The organism is Leisingera sp. McT4-56 (assembly GCF_020514995.1).
Taxonomy (GTDB): domain Bacteria; phylum Pseudomonadota; class Alphaproteobacteria; order Rhodobacterales; family Rhodobacteraceae; genus Leisingera; species Leisingera aquaemixtae_A.
Window position 1 is genome coordinate 76,458 of the sequence record NZ_JAJALF010000001.1, and the last position, 21,239, is coordinate 97,696.

A 21,239-nucleotide genomic window follows, 5' to 3' on the forward strand; every position below is an offset into this window, starting at 1 on the left:
TGCCTTGGTTACTGGAAGTTTGCCTGCGCTGCATTCAGCGCCTGCTGGTCTACACGGGGTTCGGCGCGGATCTGGACGTCCTGCACATAGGCCTGAAACAGCTCCTGGGCCAGCGACTGGTCCAGCTGCGCCTGCAGCGCCTGGGTGAGCAGGGTCATGTCGTCGCTTTGCTCCGGCGGCAGAATGGCGTCGAGACGGACAACCACGGCAGAGTCCGCGTCCTGCACCAGCCGGAAATCCCCAACCTCCATTTCGAACACCCCGGCGACCAGACCGGCCGGCACGGTGTCGATATAGGCGGTGCGGGTCAGGCCGCTTTCGGTTTTCACCTCGGCATCCTCCGCAAAGCTGCCCGCGGCCTCAGCCTTGGCCAGCAGATCTTCGCCGAGCGCTGTCAGTGCGCCGGCCAGGCGGTCGGCCTGCCAGGCAGCCAAGACCTTGTCCTTGGCATCTGCAAAAGGTTCCGGGCGCTCCGGCAGGGTGTCGTCCAGGCGCAGGGCAAACAGGCTGCCGTCCTCCAGGAAGCCCACCTCCGGGAAATCGTCGGCGGTGACGGCGGCGGCAGCGGTACGGAAGGCCTCGTAAGCGGCGATATCGTCGCTGCTTTCTTCGGTCCAGTTGATCTGGGCCAGCTCCAGCCCGCTTTCGGTTGCCAGCTCCTCCAGCGTGGCGCCGCCGGCCAGCATGTCGTCGATGTCCTCAGACTGGGTTTCGACCAGGCGGCGGGCGCGGTCGGAGGCAAGCTCTTCGCGCAGTTCCGGCTCGGCCTGCTCAAAGGTGGTGATCTGCGCCTCCAGGCGGCCGTTCACGCGGTACAGCGCCGGGCCAAGGTTGGAGGGCAGAGGCCCGGCCACGGTGCCGACCTCAGCGGCGAAGACTTCAGTACCGGCCGCACCCAGATCGCCCATGGTCACGTCGCCCATGTCAATGTCCTGCAGGCTGAGGCCGCGGCCCTCAACCAAGCTTTCAAAGGTGGCGCCGCCGGTTTCCAGCTGCGCCTTGGCGCTGGCAGCGGCCTCGTCATCGGGAAACACCAGCCGTTCGACCAAGCGGCGTTCCGGCACCTGGTACTGGTCCGAACGGTCCTCGAACAGGCGCTGCAGCTGGACCTCGTCCACCTCGATCTCGTCCAGCAGCATGGAGGGGCGCAGGGCGGCATAGGTGATGACCTTGGTTTCCGGCAGCATGAACTGGTCCTGGTTTGCCTCGTAGAAGGCCTTCAGATCCGCGTCGGAGGGCGCTTCGGCGGTCAGCGCGATATCCGCGGCATTGATCTGCACATAGGAGAAGCTGCGGCGGGCGCCGATGAAACCGGTCAGGGTTTCCGTCAGGGTTTCAGGCATCTTGGTGCCGGACAGGACCGCATTCTGCACGATGGTGCGGGCGGCCTCGCGGCGCAGGTCCTCTTCGAATTCCTTTTCCGACAGGCCCGCATTGCGCAGGGCAAAACTGTAGGCTTCGCGGTCGAACTGGCCGTTCACGCCTTGGAAGGCGTCAATGGCGGCGAGCTCTTCGATCAGGTTTTCATCGCCCAGCGACAGGCCCAGCCCCTTGGCCTCGTGATCGAGCGCTGCCAGCGAGATCAGGCGGCCCAGAACCACGCGGTCGAGGCCGAAGGCGGTCATCTGCGCCAAGGAAACGGCTTGGCCGGTCTGCGCCTGCATCGCGCGCTGTTCGCGCTGCAACTCGCGCACATAGTTGCCGATGCTGACTTCCTCATCGCCGACTGTGGCGATCGAGGAGGACGAGCTGGTGAAGTTCACCGCGCCAAATCCGGCAAGGCCGACGATCAGCATCCCCATCAGGATCCAGACAAAGGTTTTGGATAGGTGTTTCATGCCTGCGGCCATGATGCCCTCTTTATTGTTCTGCTGCCCCTATATGCGGGCAGCGGGAAATGCCGCTGACTGAATACGCGGCTGCCCGCAGAGGGGCAAGATGATTGCGGATCAAACTGCTGGATGATCAGGGATTAAAGGCGGCGAGCCGGTCAAACAGCGTCCGGATGCCTGCGCGGTCCACATTGGCAAAGGCAATGCGGAACTGGCGGGCGCCGTCCGGGTCGCCGGCGGGCATGAACATGGAGCCCGGCAGCATCAGGACGGAAGCCTCTGCCACCAGTTTGCGGGCGATCTCCTCCGACGGCTGATCGAAAGGGTGTTCGACATAGGCGAAATAGGCGCCGCAGCCGAGCAGTTTCCAGCCTTTCGCCGCCAGCACCGGAAAGCCTTCCTCGATCGCGAGGCGGCGGTCGAGGATTTCCTGGCGTTCGCCGCCAAGCCACTCCTGCAGGTTTTCGATGCCCCACAGCGCGCCGGCCTGGCCCAGCTGCGAGGGGCAGATCGTGACCGTGTCCAGAAACTTCTCCATTTCGAACAGGCGGTCCGTCGAGGCGGCGATGGCACCGACGCGGTGGCCGGTCAGCCGGTAGGCCTTGGAGAAGGAATAGAGGTGGATCAGGGTCTGGTCCCACTCCGGCATCCGGAACAGCCCGTGCGGCGCACCCTCGCGGCTGTCGAAGTCGCGGTAGGTTTCGTCCACGATCAGCGCCAGGCCGCGGGCGCGGGCGAGGCTGAAGAAGGCCTGCACCAGGCCCGCCGGGTATTCGACTCCGCAGGGGTTGTTGGGAGTGACCAGCACGATGGCGCGGGTGCGCTCCGTGATCAGGGCCTCGGCGGCGGCCGGGTCCGGCAGCATGCCTTCGCCGACGTGCAGCGGAACGGCGGTGACGCCCGCCATGTCCAGCCACATTTTATGATTGAAGTACCAGGGCACAGGGATGATCACCTCATCGCCTTCGCCGCAAAGCGACGCGATGGCGGCGGCAAAGGCCTGGTTGCAGCCGGAGGTGATGCCGACCTGCGCCGGCTGGACGTCGGCCCGGTAATGGGCGGAGATCTGGCCCGCCAGCGCCCGGCGCAGCGGGTCATTGCCCAGCACCGGTCCATAGAGATGAGCGGAGACGTCGTTCAGCGCGGCATCGGCCAGCGCTTGGCGCAGCCCTTCGGGCGGGGCTTCTGCCGGGGCGGCCTGGCTGACATTCAGGAGCGGGCGGTCCGGCGGGAATGCCGCCCCAGCCACCCAGCGGCGCGATTCGACGATGGGCGACACAAAGGTGGCTTGGGTGCGGGGCAGGGACATGGGCGGCTCCGGGCTGCGGCAGAAACTTGCGGCGCGCCGGCGTGCGCGCCTGCGTATGTCTGGCACGGCGGCCCGGACGGCTCAAGCGGGAACGGCCAAAGAAAAAGGCGCGCAGTGATGCGCGCCTTTGAAATTCAAACACGGGGCCGGATCAGTCCTTGCCGCGGTAGGGCTCGACATACTGCAGGGCCATGTCCCAGGGGAAGAAGATCCAAGTGTCCTGGCTCACCTCGGTGATGAAGGTGTCCACCATCGGGCGGCCCTTGGGCTTGGCATAGACGGTGGCGAAATGCGCCTTGGGGTACATCTCGCGCACTAGCTCCAGGGTTTTGCCGCTGTCGACCAGGTCGTCGATGATCAGCACGCCCTCGCCGTCGCCCATCAGGCCCGCATCGGGGGATTTCAGCACCTCGGCCTCGCCCTGGGCCTGGTGGTGGTAGGAGCGCACCGAGATGGTGTCAACGGTGCGGATGTCCAGCTCGCGGCTGACGATCATGGCCGGCGCCATGCCTCCGCGGGTGATCGCCACAACGGCGCGCCAGGCGCCATCGTCAGGGCCTTGCCCGTCCAGGCGCCAGGCCAGCGCGCGGCTGTCGCGGTGGATCTGGTCCCAGCTGATGTGAAAGCCTTTTTCGTGCGGCAGACGATCGGTCATTTTTGGTGCTCCCCGCGGTGTCGCGTCAGCTGGCGCAAACCCGGGCGCCTGCCCGGGCTTCGCCGTTTTCAGTTACTTGGAAATATCCGGTGCATCCACCGCCTTCATGCCGACGACGTGGTAGCCTGCGTCCACATGCAGGTTCTCGCCGGTGACGCCGGAGCTGAGGTCGGACAGCAGATACAGTGCGGAATTGCCGACATCGTCGATGGTCACGTTGCGGCGCAGCGGCGAGTTGTATTCGTTCCATTTCATAATGTAGCGGAAATCGCCAATACCCGACGCGGCCAGGGTCTTGATCGGGCCGGCGGAAATTGCGTTGACACGGATGCCGTCCTTGCCCAGATCCTCGGCCAGGTACTTGACCGACGCCTCCAGCGCGGCCTTGGCAACACCCATCACATTGTAATGCGGCATCACCTGCTCGGCACCGTAATAGGTGAGAGTCAGCAGCGAGCCGCCGTCCTTCATCATCTTCTCGGCGCGGTTGGCAACTGCGGTGAAGGAGAACACCGAGATGTCCATGGTCATCTGGAAGTTGCTGCGGCTGGTGTCGACGTAACGGCCGCGCAGCTCGTTCTTGTCGGAAAAGCCGATGGCGTGGACAACAAAATCCAGCTTGCCCCATTTGGCTTCCAGCTCGGCGAACAGGGCGTCGATGGACGCCTCGTCCGACACATCGCACGGCAGGACGATATTGCTGCCCAGCTGTTCGGCCAGCGGGTCGACCCGCTTCTTCAGCGCATCGCCCTGATAGGAAAAGGCAAGCTCGGCGCCGGCGTCGGCGCAGGCCTTGGCAATGCCCCAAGCAATGGATTTGTCGTTGGCCAGGCCCATGATGAGGCCGCGCTTACCGGCCATCAGTTGACTAGACATGCAGGTTCTCCGCCTGTGATCTCTTGAATTAGACGGTGTTTAATATGCTGGGCGGGCCGCTTCAAGAGCGCATCCCCTTGCCGCAGGGCAGTAAGCTGCATAGGTTGCTGCAAAATCCCCCGGAGAGGTGCCAGATGTCAGACCGTACAGGTATTTTCGCAGGTGAGGACCCGTTTGCCATTGCCCGGTCCTGGCTGAAGGAAGCGGAAGCAGCCGAACCCAATGATCCCAATGCCATCGCGCTGGCAACGGTGGATAAAACCGGGCTGCCGAACAGCCGCATGGTGCTGCTCAAGGAAATCGAGGACGGCGCCTTTGTGTTCTACACCAACTACGAGAGCGCCAAGGCGCAGGAGCTGGACCACGCGGGCAAGGCAGCCTTTGTGATGCACTGGAAATCGCTGCGCCGCCAGATCAGGGTGCGCGGCGCCATCACCCGCGAGGACGGCCCGCAGGCGGATGAATACTACAAGTCGCGCTCGCTCAAGAGCCGCCTGGGTGCCTGGGCATCGAAGCAGTCGCAACCGCTGGACAGCCGCGGCTCGCTGATGGCGGAAGTGGCCAAGATAACTGCCATGAAGGGCCCCAATCCGGAGCGGCCGCCGTTCTGGGGCGGCTACCGGCTGGTGCCCGTTGAGATTGAATTTTGGGCCGATGGCGCGTTCCGTTTGCACGACCGTTTCCGCTGGCGGCGCAGGAACGCTAACGACGAATGGGAAATTGTCCGGCTCAATCCCTGACTGAATCAACCGGGGCTTACCTAGGGTCAACCCCTGTTTCATGACATTTTCAAGACTTTTTTGCTTGAATTCCAAGGTCAGATTGGCGCATCAGGGCACAAGCAAAAAAACAAGAAACGCGGTAGGGAAATTAACGTGGCAGAAGATCTCAGCAGCTTGCAGCAAATTCAGGGGCTGGTGAAATGGTTTGACCCCGCCAAAGGGTATGGGTTTGTCGTTTCCGACCTTGGCGGCCCGGACATTCTTCTGCACGTGAACGTGCTGCGCAATTTCGGGCAAAGCTCGGTTGCAGACGGCGCCCGGATTGAGATCGTCACCCATCAGACCGGCCGCGGCGTTCAGGCCGTCGAAGTGATTTCCATCCAGCCGCCGGAGCGCGAGGACACCCCGGTGCTGAGCGACTTTGCCGAGCTGGACATGGACAGCCTGCAAAACGAGCCGCTGGAGCCTGCCCGGGTGAAATGGTTCGACAAGGGCAAGGGCTTCGGCTTTGCCAATGTGTTCGGCCGCAGCGAGGACGTGTTCCTGCATGTCGAGGTTCTGCGCCAGTCGGGCCTTGCCGACCTGCAGCCCGGCGAAGCACTGGCTATGCGGGTGATCGACGGCAAGCGCGGCCGCATGGCGGTCGAGGTGCTGGCCTGGGAAGCCGCGCTGGCGGCCGAAAGCCAGGACTGAGCAGATGCTGCGGCGCCTTCTTTGCTGGAGTTTCGCCGCCGCCGCTTTGATTGCCGCCCCGGCCCTTGCCGCGGACTGCCAGTCTGGCAGAGTGGATCTGCGTGGCAGTTGGGGGCAGACCGGGTTTTCCGTTGAAATCGCCGATGACGAGCAGGAACGCGCCCAGGGGCTGATGTTCCGGGAGAACCTGCCGCGCGGGGCAGGGATGCTGTTTGTCTACGACCGCCCCCAGCCTGCCGCGTTCTGGATGAAAAACACGCTGATCCCGCTCGACATCATTTTTCTGGACAAAAGCGGCCAGGTGACCTCGGTTCACGAGAACGCCAGGCCGGGCGACCTGACACCGATCCCGGGCGGGGATCATGTGTTTGCCGTGCTGGAAATCAATGGCGGGCTGGCACGCCGCTATGGCATCACCGCAGGTACTGAGATGCGCCACGAAATTTTTTCCGCCAGCGGCGCAGTTTGGCCCTGTTAGGGGTTTTCAAATCATTCCGCCGGAGATAGGAAGGCGCACGGTCCGGGGCGTGGCGCAGTCTGGTAGCGCACCTGTTTTGGGTACAGGGGGTCGTGAGTTCGAATCTCGCCGCCCCGACCACTTCTCTCCATAAGATTGCAGCGAATCTCCGCTCACCTAAAATCTGGGAGAAGACTCTCTTCGCGCATAGGGCGTGCTGATTTCCGCGCCTGCAATCCCAAGTATTAACAGCCCGTTAACCGCCTGTTAATACACTCTTAACCAAATGCCGCTGACTCGCATCAGAATGCGCAAGCAGGCGCGCCCGGTGCAGGGAAGGCAGCATCAATCCCGCAACAGTTCAACATTAAGGAGAGTCCGGATTCGCTCTGCATGCTGTGCACGGAGATTGTGCACTATCTGCCGGCCCGGCGCTCCTGTTCACCTCTCTGCAAGGCAGCAAGTCACTCGCTGGGCGGCATAAATCCGGTTCACTCAAGTATCCGCCCGAGACGGATGCAACGGCGGCGGGCTGTGGATGAATCGTAGCTGCGGCCGGGACCCGGCAATCCGCGGATAGCGTCAACAGCAAAGATCGTTGCCAACAGGTAAATTTAGCGTTGACCCCTTGTGTCAGAATACGCCAAATTGTGTTCACCGGTTGCATCGGCACTAGATCTGGTGGGTTCCAGAGCCGCAGCAACAACGCTGAAAACAGCACACAGTCCTGGAAGAATGGCCGGCGAGGGCCGCAAGTGCGCCAGATGCGGCGGGCACAGGCTGTTTGCGCGTTCTGCGGCCGGGAATGGCTGGTGCGGGGGCACCGTGACACTTGACCGATGTGTGCTTGAGAAGGGGCAGAGCATGAAGATCGAACGGAAATTCACCAAACCCGGCCAGGATGCCTATTCCGAACTGGCCTTTGTCTCGGCCACTTCGGAAATCCGCAACCCGGACGGGACCATCGTTTTCCGGCTCGACAACATCGAAATTCCCGCGTCCTGGAGCCAGGTGGCCAGCGACGTCATCGCCCAGAAGTACTTCCGCAAGGCTGGTGTGCCGTCCCGCCTGAAGAAGGTCCGCGAGAAAGGCGTGCCTGAGTTCCTGTGGCGCTCTGTTCCCGAAGAGGGCGCCGAGCTGGGCGGCGAGACCTCCTCCAAGCAGGTGTTCGACCGTCTGGCGGGCGCCTGGGCCTATTGGGGCTGGAAGGGCGGCTATTTTTCCTCCGAGGAGGACGCGCGCGCCTATTACGACGAGATGCGCTATATGCTGGCGACCCAGCGCTCGGCGCCGAACTCGCCCCAGTGGTTCAACACCGGCCTGCACTGGGCCTATGGCATCGACGGCCCGGCGCAGGGCCATCACTATGTCGACTACAAGACCGGCAAGCTGACCAAGTCGGACAGCGCCTATGAGCACCCCCAGCCGCACGCCTGCTTCATCCAGTCGGTCTCTGATGACCTGGTCAAGGACGGCGGCATCATGGACCTGTGGGTGCGCGAGGCGCGGCTGTTCAAATACGGTTCCGGGACCGGCACCAATTTCTCCCATCTGCGCGCCGAGGGCGAGCCGCTGTCCGGCGGCGGCAAATCCTCCGGCCTGATGGGCTTCCTCAAAATCGGCGACCGCGCGGCGGGCGCCATCAAATCAGGCGGCACAACCCGTCGGGCAGCAAAAATGGTGATCGTCGACGCCGATCACCCGGATATCGAAGACTTCATCCAGTGGAAGGTGATCGAGGAGCAGAAGGTCGCGTCCATCGTCGCGGGCTCCAAGATGCACGAGAAGATGCTGAACGGTATCTTCGAGGCGATCCGCAGCTGGGACGGGGCTGAGGCCGATGCCTATGACCCGGCGGTCAACGACGGGCTTAAGAAGGCCATCCGCGAAGCCAAGAAGGTTGCGATCCCGGAAACCTACATCAAACGGGTGCTGGATTACGCCAAGCAGGGCCATACCTCGATCGAGTTCCCGACCTATGACACCGATTGGGATTCGGAGGCCTACAGCTCTGTCTCCGGGCAGAATTCCAACAACTCGATCCGGGTCACCAACGCCTTCCTGCATGCGGTCGAAAAAGACGCCGACTGGGAGCTGTTCAACCGCACCGACGGCAAGGTCGCCAAGGTGATCAGGGCCCGCGACCTGTGGGAAAAAGTGGGCCACGCGGCCTGGGCCTGCGCCGATCCGGGCATCCAGTTCCACGACACCGTGAACGAGTGGCACACCTGCCCGGAAGACGGTGAGATTCGAGGCTCAAACCCTTGTTCGGAATACATGTTCCTGGACGACACCGCCTGCAACCTGGCGTCGCTGAACCTGCTGAGCTTCCTGAAGGACGGGCAGTTCCAGGCGGATGACTTCATGCATTCCTGCCGCCTGTGGACGCTGACGCTGGAAATCTCGGTGATGATGGCGCAGTTCCCGTCCAAGGAAATTGCGCAGCGCTCCTACGACTTCCGCACCCTGGGCCTGGGCTATGCCAATATCGGCGGCCTCTTGATGAACATGGGCTACAGCTACGACTCGGATGAGGGCAGGGCGCTTTGCGGTGCGCTGACGGCGCTGATGACCGGTGTGGCCTATGCCACCTCGGCCGAGATCGCATCGGAGCTGGGTGCGTTCCCGGGTTATGCGAAAAACGCGGACCACATGCTGCGTGTGATCCGAAACCACCGCAACGCTGCAAAGGGCAATGCTGACGGCTATGAAGCGCTGTCGGTCAAGCCGGTGCCGCTGGATATCGCCAGCTGCCCTGATGCGCTGCTGACCGATTTGGCCGCCAGCGCCTGGGACGAAGCGCTGGAACTGGGTGAGAAGCACGGCTACCGCAACGCCCAGACCACGGTGATCGCACCGACTGGCACCATTGGCCTGGTGATGGACTGCGACACCACCGGGATCGAGCCGGACTTTGCACTGGTGAAGTTCAAGAAGCTGGCCGGCGGCGGCTACTTCAAGATCATCAACCGCTCGGTGCCGTCGGCGCTGGAGGGGCTGGGCTACAGCTCCTCGCAGATCGAGGAAATCGTGTCCTACGCGGTGGGCCATGGCTCCATCGGCAACGCGCCGGGCATCAACCACACCTCGCTGGCAGGCCACGGCTTTGGCCCCAATGAGCTGGCCAAGGTGGATGCGGCGCTGGAATCTGCCTTTGATATCCGGTTCGTGTTCAACCAGTGGACCCTGGGCGAGGACTTCTGCACCGGCGTGCTGGGCATCCCGGCAACCAAGCTGAACGACCCGACCTTCGACCTGCTGCGTCACTTGGGTTTCACCAAGAAGGACATCGAGGCCGCCAATGACCATGTCTGCGGCACCATGACCCTGGAAGGCGCGCCGCATCTGAAGGAGGAGCACTACGCGATCTTTGACTGCGCCAACCCCTGCGGCAAGAAAGGCAAGCGTTTCCTGAGCGTTGACAGCCACATCCGCATGATGGCGGCAGCGCAAAGCTTCATCTCCGGTGCGATCTCCAAGACCATCAACATGCCGAATTCGGCGACCATCGAGGACTGCCAGAAGGCCTATGAGCTGAGCTGGAGCCTGGGCATCAAGGCGAACGCCCTGTACCGCGACGGCTCCAAGCTGAGCCAGCCGCTGGCGGCGGCGCTGGTCGAGGATGACGACGATGCGGCGGAGGTGCTGGAAAGCGGTGCTCCGCAGGAGAAGGCAGCAGTGCTGGCCGAGAAGATCGTCGAGAAAGTGGTCATCAAGGAGGTGCTGAAATCGCACCGCACCAAGATGCCGCAGCGGCGCAAGGGCTATACCCAGAAGGCGGTTGTCGGCGGCCACAAGGTGTATCTGCGTACCGGCGAATACGAGGACGGCAACCTCGGCGAGATCTTCATCGACATGCACAAGGAAGGCGCAGGCTTCCGGGCGATGATGAACAACTTCGCCATCGCAGTGTCGGTCGGCCTGCAGTACGGCGTGCCGCTGGAGGAGTTTGTCGACGCCTTCACCTTCACCAAGTTCGAGCCCGCGGGCATGGTCCAGGGCAACGACTCGATCAAGAACGCGACCTCGATCCTCGACTATGTGTTCCGCGAGCTGGCGGTATCGTATCTCGACCGCACCGATCTGGCGCATGTGAAGCCGGAGGGCGCGACGTTCGACGATCTGGGCCGCGGCGAGGAAGAAGGCGTGTCGAACCTGTCCGAACTGAGCGAAACCGCGGCGACCCGGTCGCTGGAAGTGCTGAAGCAGATCTCCTCGACCGGCTATCTGCGCAAGCGCCTGCCGCAGGAACTGGTGGTGCTGCAGGGCGGCCAGCCGGAAGCCGGCGTTCTGGGCACCGGAACCGATCCGGTGGCGGCACTGCAAACCCTGGTGCCGGAAACCACAGAAGCACCGGCGCAAGCCACCGGCGGCATGGACGCGCGCACCAAGGCAAAAATGCAAGGCTATGAGGGCGAAGCCTGCGGCGAATGCGGCAACTACACGCTGGTGCGCAACGGCACCTGCATGAAATGCAACACCTGCGGGGGAACCTCTGGCTGCAGCTGAGGACCTTCGCCTGCGGCGCCGGTCAGCAACCCCCGACGGCGCCGCAACCAATGACCTGAAGCGGAAGCGGTTCTGCTTTTGACGAAATCAGGAACGGGTGCGCCCGTTCTGAACACCGGGATGGCCCAGGTAAGAAAATACTTTCGGGCAGTCAATGAAGGAGCCTGACCGGTGACAACTGGCTTCCTCTGGATCAGAGGGAGCCATTTTCTTTTTTTAGGGAGGCTCTGTTTTAGGTCCACTCAACATTCTTATAATCAGAATTATGTTAAATGGTGAGGCGGTCAGCGTAGCTGTGACAGCCAATTCCACATAAAATCAGCGTTTTAACGGCCTCAGAAGACCTTCCTGGGCCACGCTGGCGACCAGTTGCCCGTCTTCGGTATAGATAGATCCGCGGTTGAAACCGCGGGCGCTGCCGGTGAATGGCGCATCCATCGAATACAGATGCCAGTTCTGCAACTGCACCGGCGCGTGGAACCACATGGCGTGGTCAAGGCTGGCCGTCATCGCTTCCGGATTGTGAAACGTCAGCCCGTGCGGGCGCATCGACGACCCCAGCAGCCCGAAGTCCGACACATAGGCCAGCAGGATGTGCTGCAGCTCAGGCCCTGCGCCTTGCGCCGCTTCCATACGGATCCACATCTGGTTGGCATCGCTGGTCTTTTCCGGTGCCAAGGGATCGCGCGGTTCGACCTCCCGGATTTCAAACGGCCGCGGCCGCAGCAGTTCGGCCTGTTTCTCCGGCGTAAAACGGCTGGCGTTTCGTTTGAGGATCTCGTGGCGCGGCTCCAATCCGCCGGGCACCGGGACATCCGGCATGGCGTGCTGGTGGTCCCAGCCGTCTTCCCGGGCATGGAAAGACGCCGCCAGGTTCAGGATCTGCTTGCCGTTCTGCATCGCAACCACCCGCCGCGTCGTGAAGCTGCGGCCGTCGCGGGCCGGATCAACCTCATAGATCACTGGCCGCGACGGGTCGCCCGGACGAATGAAATACGCGTGAAGAGAATGGCATAACCTGCCGGAAACAGTGGCATATGCCGCTGTCAGCGCCTGCGCGATCACCTGGCCGCCGTAGATGCGCGTCGGAGTTTCGCCGCCAGATCCGGAGCCGCGGTAGAGATTGGTATCCAGCGTCTCTAGATCCAGCAGATCGAGCAGAGCTTTGGCGGTATCTGTCATGTGCATCATCGTCCTTTGACCGGCCATCAGCGGGCCTTGCGTCCCGGCCGGGTGTGCTGCGCCTGGAGGTTAAGCTGTCATGGCACCGTGCACCAGTGCCTTGAGTTCGGGCCGCGACGGGTAAGAGCTGGACGGCGCCAGTTGGGTCAGAAAAACCACCGAGAGATCAAGCTGGCGGTCTATCCAGAAAAAGGTCGACGCAATGCCGCCCCAGCTGAAATCACCAACCGACCCGGGACAGCGGGCGCGCGCCGGATTGAGCACAACGGCACCGCCAAGCCCGAAGCCCATGCCCTCCATCGGTTGTTCGGCAAAGCTGCTGGGCCCCATTGACGCGATGTCGCCATCAAGGTGATTTTGCATCATGATATCAGCAATTTGCGGACTGATAATGAAGCCGCCGTCATAGCCGCCGCGGCGCCGGAGCATCTCGGCGAACTTCATGTAATCGTCAATTGTGCCGACCAGCCCGCCGCCGCCGGAGTGCATCGCGGCCTGCTCAAACGGAGAGTTGCCGCAGTGATCCGTCAGACGCAGGCTGTCACTTCCGGTTTCGGCGGAATTCAGCGCCATCGCATCGCCTTCAAGCGGCGTGTAAAGGGAGGCAAAGCGGTTCCCTGTCCCGTCCGGCACCCGGAACCCGGTGTCCGCCATGCCCAAGGGTTCGAAGATTTCCGAAGCAAGAAACGCGCCCAGCGGCCTTCCGGCCACCACCTCGACAACCCGGCCAAGCACATCGGTTGCAACCGAATACTCCCATCGGGTGCCAGGCTGGAAAGCCAGCGGCAGCTCTGCCAGCCGTGTGACCATGGCGGACAGCGGTCCGTGGTCCGGTTTGAACAGAAGATCCTCCGCCGCCATAGCCTCCGGCAGGACGCCCGGGTTGAACGGATAGCTCAGCCCGCTGGTATGGGTCAGCAACTGATGCAGCGTCGGCGGTGGGCAGGCTTCGGTCTGATCAATGGCCGTTGCCCCAGGAACCAGAGCTCGCATGTTATTGAATTCCGGAAGAAAGTCGCTCAGCGGCGCGTCCAGGTGAAACAACCCGCGCTCCAGCAGCATCAGGATTGCAACCGATGTCACCGGTTTGGTCATCGAATACAGGCGCACCAGCGTGTCGCGGGTGAACGGCAGGTTCTCTTCAATGTTGCGCAGGCCCTCAGCGCCGAAATAGATCTCCTCTCCGCCGCGCCGGATCAGCAGCGCGCTGCCAGCATATTTCCGTTCGGCCACATAGCGTTGCTGCCAGGACCTGATCCTGTTCAACCGCTCTGAAATCATTACTGCCTCCTGCTGTCTGCCGGCCTGAGCGTGTCCGGAAGTTCCGGGATGATGCGGATACGGACCAGCCGCGTCGAGCGAAAAACGCACAAATCCGAGCGCGCTGAAGCGCCCGCAAGTTTCTGCAACCCAGAGCAGGTTACGCAGTGTTTTTTTCTGCCGCGTGCGTTTGTGTATTCGCTTTCGAAACAAATTTGTCTTAGTAGTTCAAAGGGAAAGACGGCAAGGAAATTAATCTGATGGCGAGTATTCTGGTATTGAACGGACCCAATTTGAACCTGCTGGGAACCCGACAGCCGGAAGTATACGGCTCGGTCACTCTGGCCATGGTAGAAGAAGCTTGTGCGGAACACGCCAAAAAACTGGGTTTGGACGTGGCCTGCCTGCAGTCCAACCATGAGGGCGCCCTGATCGACGCCATCCACGATGCCAAGGGTCAGCATCAGGGAATCATTCTGAATGCCGGCGCCTATACCCACACATCGGTCGCGCTGATGGACGCGCTGATTTCCGTTGAGATTCCGGCCATTGAAGTGCATCTCTCAAACATTCACGCGCGGGAGCCGTTCCGCCATACGTCCTATATCTCCAAGGCGGCACTGGGGCAGATCTGCGGTTTTGGCGCCCAGGGTTACCTGCTGGCGCTGGATGCACTGGCAGCGCGGCTGAATGAGGCCCCCGCAGCATGAACTTTAAATCTTATCTGAGCTTTGTCTGCAGCGCGCAAAGCCTAGAGGAGCTTTGGGACGGCCACGTCCGGCAAATGGCGGAATACGGGTTCGACAGGCTGATCTACGGCCATACCCGCTACAAGACCGAGACGTCGCTGGGAGACCCGGATGACTTTGTCATCCTGTCAAACCACGACAGCGCCTATCTGGAAGGCTTCCTGCACCAGGGGCTTTACTCCCAGGCGCCTATGCTCCGCTGGGCGCTGGAAAACGAAGGCGCCGGCAGCTGGCGGATCGTGCAGGAACTGGCCGCCAGCGGCAAGCTAGGCGCGGCAGCCAGCAAGGTTCATGAGTTCAATCAGGCCTTGGGCCTGACAGCCGGATACACGGTCAGCTTCTCCTCGGCTTCGCCGCGTTTCAAGGGGGCAATCTCTCTGGCCGCCCGGCCGGGCATGACACAGGATCAGGTGGACGCCGTGTGGCTGGACGCAGGCGATGACATCGTGCTGATGAACAATGTCGCCCACCTGAAGATCCTCACCCTGCCCTACGCTGCGCCGAACCGCAGCCTTACCAAGCGGCAGCGGGAGGTTCTGCAATGGGTCGGCGACGGCAAGACCACACAGGACATTGCTTTGCTGATGGGACTGACGCCCGCGACCATCGAAAAGCACCTGCGGCTAGCCCGGGAATCCCTGTCGGTGGAGACCACAGCGCAGGCGGTTCTGAAGGCGGCGCTGCACAACCAGATGTATCCTATGGACGCTTGACCACGCGGATACGCAGCGGCACCGCGGACCTTACCTTTGCGGCGCAGTATTTTGTAATTACAACGTTTTTCCGGTGTTGCGCAGCGCTTTCCCTGGCGCGGCCCAGTGCTGTTTTCAACAAGACGCCAATTAGCGTCAAAAAGTATGGTTTTCTGTACTACCGCTAAAGGGTAATTCGTTGCAATTTGCACATGTTCCGTGAGTGGTGGCTTTGGCCAAGGAACTTTGGGTATCGAACCTTGCGATTACAAGGCTCTCCTACCTGATCGGGGGCAGGCGCGTATAGATCCGCGACCTGCCCCGATATTTGAGGGGCCCTGCCCATCCCCATCAGCGGGGCCCCTCGCTCTTCTCCCAAGACACATCCAATCAAGGCATGCTGGTCCTCGTGCGGAACGGGCGGCCGTATGCGCACAAAAAAACCGGCGGGACTGATGTCCCGCCGGCCTATCATTTCCGGATTTCCGGGGCCGATCAGCCCTGGGCAGCCTTGGCCACTTCGGCTGCGAAGTCTTCTTTCTCGACTTCGATGCCTTCGCCCACTTCCACGCGGACAAAGCCGGTGATGGTGGCGCCAGCTTCCTTGGCAGCGGCTTCCACGGTCAGGTCCGGGTTCACCACGAACTGCTGGTTCAGCAGGGTCGACTCAGCCACGAATTTCTTCATGCGGCCTTCGATCATCTTCTCGATCACCTGCTCCGGCTTGCCGGATTCGCGGGCGATGTCCATCTGGACCTGCTTTTCCTTCTCAACAACGGACGCGTCCAGGTCAGCTTCGGACAGCGCGGCCGGGTTCACGGCTGCGATGTGCATTGCAACCTGCTTGCCGATGGCCTCGTCGCCGCCGTTCATGGCAACCAGAACGCCGATCTTGCCCATGCCGGCGGTCGCCGCGTTGTGGACGTAGGAGATGACGGTTTCGCCTTCCAGCTTCTCCATGCGGCGCAGCGACATGTTCTCGCCGATGGTGGCGATCTTGTCGGTCAGGGTGTCGGCAACGGATTTGCCGCCCAGGTCGGCAGCGGCCAGCGCTTCGATGTCGCCGGCGCCCAGGGCTGCGGTGGCGATCTTGCCGACCATTTCCTGGAATTCGCCGTTTTTGGCAACAAAGTCGGTTTCGGAGTTCACCTCAACAGCAACGCCTTTGCCGCCTTCGACGACAACGGCCACCAGGCCTTCGGCTGCGGTGCGGCCGGATTTCTTGGCGGCTTTCGCCAGGCCTTTGGTACGCAGCCAGTCAACAGCGGCTTCCATGTCGCCGTTGTTTTCGACCAGTGCTTTCTTCGCGTCCATCATGCCTGCGCCGGTGGATTCGCGCAGTTCTTTCACCATTGCTGCAGTGATTGCCATCTTAGGCTCTCCTCAATTCAAAAACAGATTTGGGGCAGGTGATACCCTGCCCCGCATGTCAGTTCCGTGACAGGACGGATCAGGCTTCGGCGGCTTCTTCAGCCACGGCTTCTTCAGCCGGTGCCTCTTCCAGCGCGCCCAGGTCAACGCCTGCTGCGCCCAGCTGAGCCGACATGCCGTCCAGAGCTGCGCGGGCAACCAGGTCGCAGTACAGCGAGATGGCGCGCGATGCGTCGTCGTTGCCCGGGATGATGTAGTCCACGCCATCGGGGGAGCAGTTGGTGTCGACGACGGCCACAACCGGGATGCCCAGTTTCTTGGCTTCGGCGATTGCCAGTGCTTCTTTTTTCACGTCGATGACGAACAGCAGGTCCGGCACGCCGCCCATTTCGCGGATGCCGCCCAGGGAGGCCTGCAGCTTCTCCTGGTCGCGTTCCATGCCCAGACGCTCTTTCTTGGTCAGGCCTTCGGCGCCGCCCGCCATTTTCTCGTCGATTTCCTTCAGGCGGTTGATCGACTGGGAAACGGTTTTCCAGTTGGTCAGGGTGCCGCCCAGCCAGCGGTGGTTCATGTAGTACTGAGCGGACTTCTCGGCGGCTTCGGCGATCGGGCCGGCTGCCTGACGCTTGGTGCCGACGAACAGCACGCGGCCGCCTTTGGCGACGGTGTCACGGACAACCTGCAGAGCCTGGTCCAGCATCGGAACAGTCTGGGTCAGGTCCATGATATGGATGCCGTTGCGCGAGCCGTAGATGAACGGCGACATGCGCGGGTTCCAGCGCTGAGTCTGGTGGCCGAAGTGAACGCCAGCTTCCAGCAGCTGACGCATGGTGAACTCGGGAAGAGCCATGCTATTCTATCCTTTCCGGTTTCTATCCTCGGCGGGGGTTCAGAGCATTTGCTCCAACCGGGGGTCCGTCAGGGATGTCTCCCCTGATCAGGCCAAACCCCGCCTGCGGGTTCGTAGGCGCGCCTATAGATCAGAAATTGCCGGCTGGCAAGGGCCGTCCCGCAGAAATCGGCGCCCTGCCCCGCATTTCAGGCCTTCAGGGCCTCTTGATGACCGCTGCGCACCAATGCCTCAGCCCGGGCAGCCAGCGCCTTGCGGTCCGGGAAATCCGCCACCTTCAGCGGCGGGTGATAGATCAGCTCCACCCCGCCTTGGCGCGGGGCGGCCAGAATCTTGAGAAGATGGGGGCCGAAGTCCATCTCCCCCCACCAGCCGTAGAATCGGTCGGGCGCTCCCTTTGGCGCGTGGTACACCACGGAAACCGGCTGAACAAACAGGCCGTTGCGGAGCTGATCGGTGAAAAACGCGGCGAAGAGTGTTGTTTTGAAACGCAGAACCCGCAATCCGTCCGTCGACGTGCCCTCCGGGAAGAACAGCAGCTTATGCCCTGCCTGCAGCCGCTGCTCGAACAACTCTGCCTGCTCCCGGGCTTTCTTTGGGTTTCTCTCGATGAACACGGTGCCGGTGGCCCGCGCCAGCCAGCCGATGCCCGGCCATCCGGCAACCTCGGCCTTGGACACGAAGTAAATCCGCTTTCGCGCGTTCAGGGCGAAAATATCCAGCCAGGAGGAGTGGTTGGCAACGACCGGCCCGCGCTGCCGCATCAGCGTGCCGCGGGTCTGGTAGCGGATCCCCATGATACGGAAGGCATTACGGCAGACGAACTGGGTGATGAACGGTGTGACCGGCCGCTGGTGCCCGAACAGCGGCCGCTCGGCCAGCCGCACGGTCAGCAAAACCAGCAGCCCGCCGAACACCAGCAGCGCTAGCGGCAGGCCGCGCAGCAGCACCAGAACCCAGCCCAGCGGCCTGATCCGGACCGGATCAGGCCTGTCCTCGCTTTGCCAGCTGATACTCATCCGCGTCCCTTTCCGCCGGTATAGATCTTGCGCTGCCGCTCGTTCATCCGCGCGGTGTCCAGGATCAGGCAGACGTCGGTGGTGTTGAACGCATGGTCAATGTAGGCACCCTCGCCAACAAATCCGCCAAGCCGAAGGTAGGCCTTGATCAGCGCGGGCGTATCCACCATCGCGCGCTTTCGGTCCAGATCATCAGCGGCAACCAAGTCCATGGACTGCAACGCTTTCGACCTGACGCGCAGCTCCGGTGGCGCCAGGTGGTTGTGATGCAGCATGGCCAGCGGATTGGCCAGTTGCTGCGGATCGGTGCCATGGAAGCTGGCAACGCCGAACAGGATCTCGATCCCGTGGTGCTCGACATACTCCGCCAGGCCGGACCAGAGGTGAAACATCGCCATGCCGCCGCGGTAATCGGGGTGCAGGCAGGAGCGCCCCAGTTCCAGCAGACGTCGGCCCGAAGCCTTGAGAACGCTCAGGTCGTATTCATCCTCGGAGTAGAACTGCCCAGCCCTTGCCGCCTGGTCATCGCGCAACAGTCGGTACACGCCCACCACTGCACCCCTGGCTTCATCCGTCACCAGCATGTGGTCAAAGAACGGGTCGAACCGGTCCCGCTCCAGCCCGGCCTCGTGATCGACCATCTCGCCGCCGCCGCCCAGTTCGCGCACGAACACGTCATACCGCAGCGCCTGCGCGGCCTGCAGCTCGTCCTCCGTTTCGGCGATCTTTACGGAAAATTCCGGGGCGGCGTCTGGCATTCGGTCACCTAGCGTAGTTCAGGCTTGAGCGCCTTCCGCCAATGAGGCAAAGAACGCGCAGCAAATCGGGAGAATTTGAGGGAATTCGTTAACTCTTCATAAACCGTTATGGATCAAAGACGGGAATAAGGGAGACACGCGCTCCGTCAATCACGAGCTTGCCCTGATCGGGAAAGTTCACCGTGATCTTGCCGCCCGCGTTCGACTGCACCTGGCCGACGCCCCATTCGGGGTGGTCCGGGTGCCGGACAAACATGCCGGGGGCTAAAATAGCGTTAAGGTCATTCATATGCGGGTGGCCCAGTTCGGAGGAAGTATACGTTATGGGTGTAGATAACGCCAATCTGGCCGCATTGGTAGGGTCCCGGATCTGCCACGATCTGATCAGCCCTGTCGGCGCCATCAACAACGGCCTGGAACTTCTGGGTATGGCCGGCAGCATGTCGGGGCCGGAGCTGGAGCTGATTTCCGACAGCGTTGCAAACGCCAATGCCCGCATCCGCTTCTTCCGCATCGCCTTTGGCGCCGCGGGCGACCAGCAGATGGGCCGGGCCGAGGTGGTTTCGGTTCTGGAGGACGTCAGCAAGGGCGGACGGATCCAGTACCAGTGGTCGCCGCTGGAGGGCTGCACCCGAAGCGAAGCACGGCTGGCGCTGCTGTCGGCGCTGTGCCTGGAATCGGCCCTGCCATATGGCGGCACGGTCAAGATCTTCTCCGCAGACGGCAAATGGACCGTGGTGGGCGAAGGCCGCAAAGTGACCGTCGATGATGAGCTGTGGGCGCGGGTCAGCGGCGGCACCTCGAACGCGGAAATCACCCCGGCGCTGGTGCAATTTGCGCTGCTGCCAGAGGCCGCCAAGGAAGCCGACCGCACGGTGCGGCTGGAGCTGAACCTGGAGAAGATCACGCTGCAGTTCTGAGCAGCCGGATCCCCTGCATGGAAACGCCGGGCTGCCCGCCCGGCGTTTTGCTTTTTGTGCTGGTCAGGCGCGGGTGGTTCCGTTGCCGCGCACCAGGTATTTGAAGCTGGTGAGCTGCGTTGCGCCGACCGGACCCCGGGCATGCATCTTGCCGGTGGCAATGCCGATCTCCGCCCCCATCCCGAACTCGCCGCCATCGGCAAACTGGGTCGAAGCGTTGTGCATCAGGATAGCGCTGTCGAGTTCGGCAAAGAACTTCTGAACCGCGTCCTCGTCCTCGGTGATGATGCAATCGGTGTGCTGCGAGTGATGCGTGCGGATGTGCTGGATCGCTTCATCAATGCCTGCCACCTGCTTGGCAGCAATAATGGAATCCAGATACTCCTTGCCCCAGTCCTCGGCCGTGGCAGCGGTCATGCCGTCCGGTCCGGGCATCCCCGCCTCGGCACGGATTTCAACGCCGGCAGAGGCCAAAGCCTCCAGAACCATCTTGCCGAGCGTCGGCGCAATGTCCTGATGGATCAGCAGGCATTCCGCGGCGCCGCAGATGCCGGTGCGGCGGGTCTTGGCGTTCAAGACCACATCCAGCGCCTTCTGAGGATCGGCAGCCTTGTCGAGGTAGATGTGCACGATGCCTTCAAGGTGGGCAAAGACCGGCACCCGCGCCTCGCGCTGGACCAGGCCGACCAGCCCCTTGCCGCCGCGGGGAACAATGACATCGACATAGTCCGTCATCGTCAGCAGCTCCTGCACCGCAGCGCGGTCGCGGGTCGGCACCAGCTGCACGGCGTCTTCCGGCAGGCCTGCGGATTTCAATCCCTCTGCCAGGCAGGCATGGATGGCTTGCGACGAATGGAAGCTTTCGGAGCCGCCGCGCAGGATCACCGCGTTGCCCGATTTCAGGCACAGCGCGCCGGCATCGGCGGTCACATTGGGACGGCTTTCATAAATCACGCCGATGACGCCCAGCGGGGTGCGGACGCGCTGGATTTTCAGGCCGGTGGGCTGTTCCCACTCCTCCATCACCTCGCCCACCGGGTCGCGTTGTTCCGCGACCGCGCGCAAACCGTCGACGATGCCCTGAATGCGGGCTTCGTCCAGCATCAGCCGGTCCATCATCGCGTCCGACAGGCCCTTGCCGCGGCCGAACTCAAGATCCTTGGCGTTTGCGGCGATGATCTCTGCTCGGCGGCTCCAGACCGCTTCTGCGGCGCCGATCAGCGCCGCGTGTTTGCGTTCCGCGCTAGCTGTCGCCAGGATTTGCGCCGCTTGCTTTGCCCGTTTGCCAAGCTCCGCCATCACGGCGGGGATATTTTCATTTTCTTTCATATGTCTCGTGCCCTTGCCGGTCCCTGTCTGGCACTGGGTGCCGTCCCGGCTGGAAT

The 21,239-nt window shown here is 62.4% G+C and carries 19 protein-coding genes and 1 tRNA gene; 8 read left to right on the forward strand and 12 right to left on the reverse strand.

From position 1 onward, the window contains the following. Nucleotides 1-8 precede the first annotated feature (8 nt). The 4 genes from LHL23_RS00335 to fabI form a co-directional block, all read right to left on the reverse strand. Complete coding sequence (locus tag LHL23_RS00335) at nucleotides 9-1,850, reverse strand: peptidylprolyl isomerase (protein ID WP_226428386.1); 1,842 nt, start codon at nucleotides 1,848-1,850, stop codon at nucleotides 9-11. Nucleotides 1,851-1,965: 115 nt separating this feature from the next. Next, on the reverse strand, nucleotides 1,966-3,141 hold the full coding sequence (locus LHL23_RS00340) for an aminotransferase (RefSeq protein WP_226428387.1): 1,176 nt from the start codon (nucleotides 3,139-3,141) through the stop codon (nucleotides 1,966-1,968). A 151-nt stretch (nucleotides 3,142-3,292) separates the two neighbouring features. After that, a complete protein-coding gene (gene gpt / locus LHL23_RS00345) occupies nucleotides 3,293-3,796 on the reverse strand; it encodes a xanthine phosphoribosyltransferase (RefSeq protein ID WP_174144832.1) in 504 nt (167 codons plus the stop codon). Nucleotides 3,797-3,868: 72 nt separating this feature from the next. Continuing rightward, the gene (fabI, locus tag LHL23_RS00350; protein ID WP_222475817.1) at nucleotides 3,869-4,672 is read right to left on the reverse strand and encodes an enoyl-ACP reductase FabI; all 804 of its coding nucleotides are present in this window, start codon (nucleotides 4,670-4,672) and stop codon (nucleotides 3,869-3,871) included. 134 nt (nucleotides 4,673-4,806) lie between these two features. On the opposite strand from fabI, the gene pdxH reads away from it, so the two are divergent. From pdxH to LHL23_RS00375, 5 genes are all read left to right on the forward strand, one after another. After that, nucleotides 4,807-5,412 carry a pyridoxamine 5'-phosphate oxidase gene (gene pdxH, locus LHL23_RS00355; RefSeq protein WP_226428388.1) on the forward strand — a complete coding sequence of 202 codons (606 nt, stop codon included), beginning with the start codon at nucleotides 4,807-4,809 and terminating at the stop codon, nucleotides 5,410-5,412. A 135-nt stretch (nucleotides 5,413-5,547) separates the two neighbouring features. Continuing rightward, the gene (locus tag LHL23_RS00360; RefSeq protein ID WP_222475815.1) at nucleotides 5,548-6,087 is read left to right on the forward strand and encodes a cold-shock protein; all 540 of its coding nucleotides are present in this window, start codon (nucleotides 5,548-5,550) and stop codon (nucleotides 6,085-6,087) included. A 46-nt stretch (nucleotides 6,088-6,133) separates the two neighbouring features. Next, complete coding sequence (locus tag LHL23_RS00365) at nucleotides 6,134-6,565, forward strand: DUF192 domain-containing protein (protein WP_226428794.1); 432 nt, start codon at nucleotides 6,134-6,136, stop codon at nucleotides 6,563-6,565. 43 nt (nucleotides 6,566-6,608) lie between these two features. Then, nucleotides 6,609-6,685 (forward strand) — tRNA-Pro (locus LHL23_RS00370). Nucleotides 6,686-7,408: 723 nt separating this feature from the next. Next, nucleotides 7,409-11,053 carry a vitamin B12-dependent ribonucleotide reductase gene (locus LHL23_RS00375; RefSeq protein WP_226428389.1) on the forward strand — a complete coding sequence of 1,215 codons (3,645 nt, stop codon included), beginning with the start codon at nucleotides 7,409-7,411 and terminating at the stop codon, nucleotides 11,051-11,053. 318 nt (nucleotides 11,054-11,371) lie between these two features. On the opposite strand, the gene LHL23_RS00380 is transcribed toward LHL23_RS00375, so the two are convergent. Next, complete coding sequence (locus tag LHL23_RS00380) at nucleotides 11,372-12,235, reverse strand: acyl-CoA thioesterase (RefSeq protein WP_226428390.1); 864 nt, start codon at nucleotides 12,233-12,235, stop codon at nucleotides 11,372-11,374. Nucleotides 12,236-12,304: 69 nt separating this feature from the next. After that, nucleotides 12,305-13,516 carry a serine hydrolase domain-containing protein gene (locus LHL23_RS00385; RefSeq protein WP_226428391.1) on the reverse strand — a complete coding sequence of 404 codons (1,212 nt, stop codon included), beginning with the start codon at nucleotides 13,514-13,516 and terminating at the stop codon, nucleotides 12,305-12,307. A gap of 239 nt (nucleotides 13,517-13,755) precedes the next feature. Here LHL23_RS00385 and aroQ point away from each other — a divergent pair, with 239 nt between their 5' ends. Then, nucleotides 13,756-14,205, forward strand: a complete 450-nt coding sequence (aroQ, locus tag LHL23_RS00390) for a type II 3-dehydroquinate dehydratase (RefSeq protein WP_226428392.1) — start codon at nucleotides 13,756-13,758, stop codon at nucleotides 14,203-14,205. Then, nucleotides 14,202-14,957, forward strand: coding sequence for a LuxR family transcriptional regulator (locus LHL23_RS00395; RefSeq protein WP_226428393.1), 756 nt, complete (start codon nucleotides 14,202-14,204; stop codon nucleotides 14,955-14,957). The genes aroQ and LHL23_RS00395 overlap by 4 nt, the downstream gene beginning before the upstream one ends. A gap of 474 nt (nucleotides 14,958-15,431) precedes the next feature. On the opposite strand, the gene tsf is transcribed toward LHL23_RS00395, so the two are convergent. The 5 genes from tsf to LHL23_RS00420 form a co-directional block, all read right to left on the reverse strand. Continuing rightward, entirely contained in the window at nucleotides 15,432-16,307 is an 876-nt protein-coding gene (gene tsf, locus LHL23_RS00400) for a translation elongation factor Ts (RefSeq protein WP_226428394.1), read from the reverse strand. Nucleotides 16,308-16,386: 79 nt separating this feature from the next. Next, the gene (gene rpsB / locus LHL23_RS00405) at nucleotides 16,387-17,157 is read right to left on the reverse strand and encodes a 30S ribosomal protein S2 (protein ID WP_226428395.1); all 771 of its coding nucleotides are present in this window, start codon (nucleotides 17,155-17,157) and stop codon (nucleotides 16,387-16,389) included. A gap of 188 nt (nucleotides 17,158-17,345) precedes the next feature. Next, complete coding sequence (locus tag LHL23_RS00410) at nucleotides 17,346-18,176, reverse strand: lysophospholipid acyltransferase family protein (RefSeq protein ID WP_226428396.1); 831 nt, start codon at nucleotides 18,174-18,176, stop codon at nucleotides 17,346-17,348. Further along, nucleotides 18,173-18,934, reverse strand: coding sequence for a GNAT family N-acetyltransferase (locus LHL23_RS00415; protein WP_226428397.1), 762 nt, complete (start codon nucleotides 18,932-18,934; stop codon nucleotides 18,173-18,175). Before LHL23_RS00415 ends, LHL23_RS00410 begins: the two co-directional genes overlap by 4 nt. A 106-nt stretch (nucleotides 18,935-19,040) precedes the next feature. Beyond that, nucleotides 19,041-19,223, reverse strand: coding sequence for a DUF3553 domain-containing protein (locus LHL23_RS00420; protein ID WP_039145992.1), 183 nt, complete (start codon nucleotides 19,221-19,223; stop codon nucleotides 19,041-19,043). A 34-nt stretch (nucleotides 19,224-19,257) separates the two neighbouring features. Between LHL23_RS00420 and LHL23_RS00425 the strand changes: the two genes are divergently transcribed. After that, nucleotides 19,258-19,854, forward strand: a complete 597-nt coding sequence (locus LHL23_RS00425; RefSeq protein ID WP_222475797.1) for a histidine phosphotransferase family protein — start codon at nucleotides 19,258-19,260, stop codon at nucleotides 19,852-19,854. A 63-nt stretch (nucleotides 19,855-19,917) separates the two neighbouring features. Here LHL23_RS00425 and LHL23_RS00430 read toward each other — a convergent pair whose 3' ends face one another. Continuing rightward, the gene (locus LHL23_RS00430; protein WP_226428398.1) at nucleotides 19,918-21,183 is read right to left on the reverse strand and encodes a glutamate-5-semialdehyde dehydrogenase; all 1,266 of its coding nucleotides are present in this window, start codon (nucleotides 21,181-21,183) and stop codon (nucleotides 19,918-19,920) included. Between the last annotated feature and the right edge of the window lie 56 nt (nucleotides 21,184-21,239).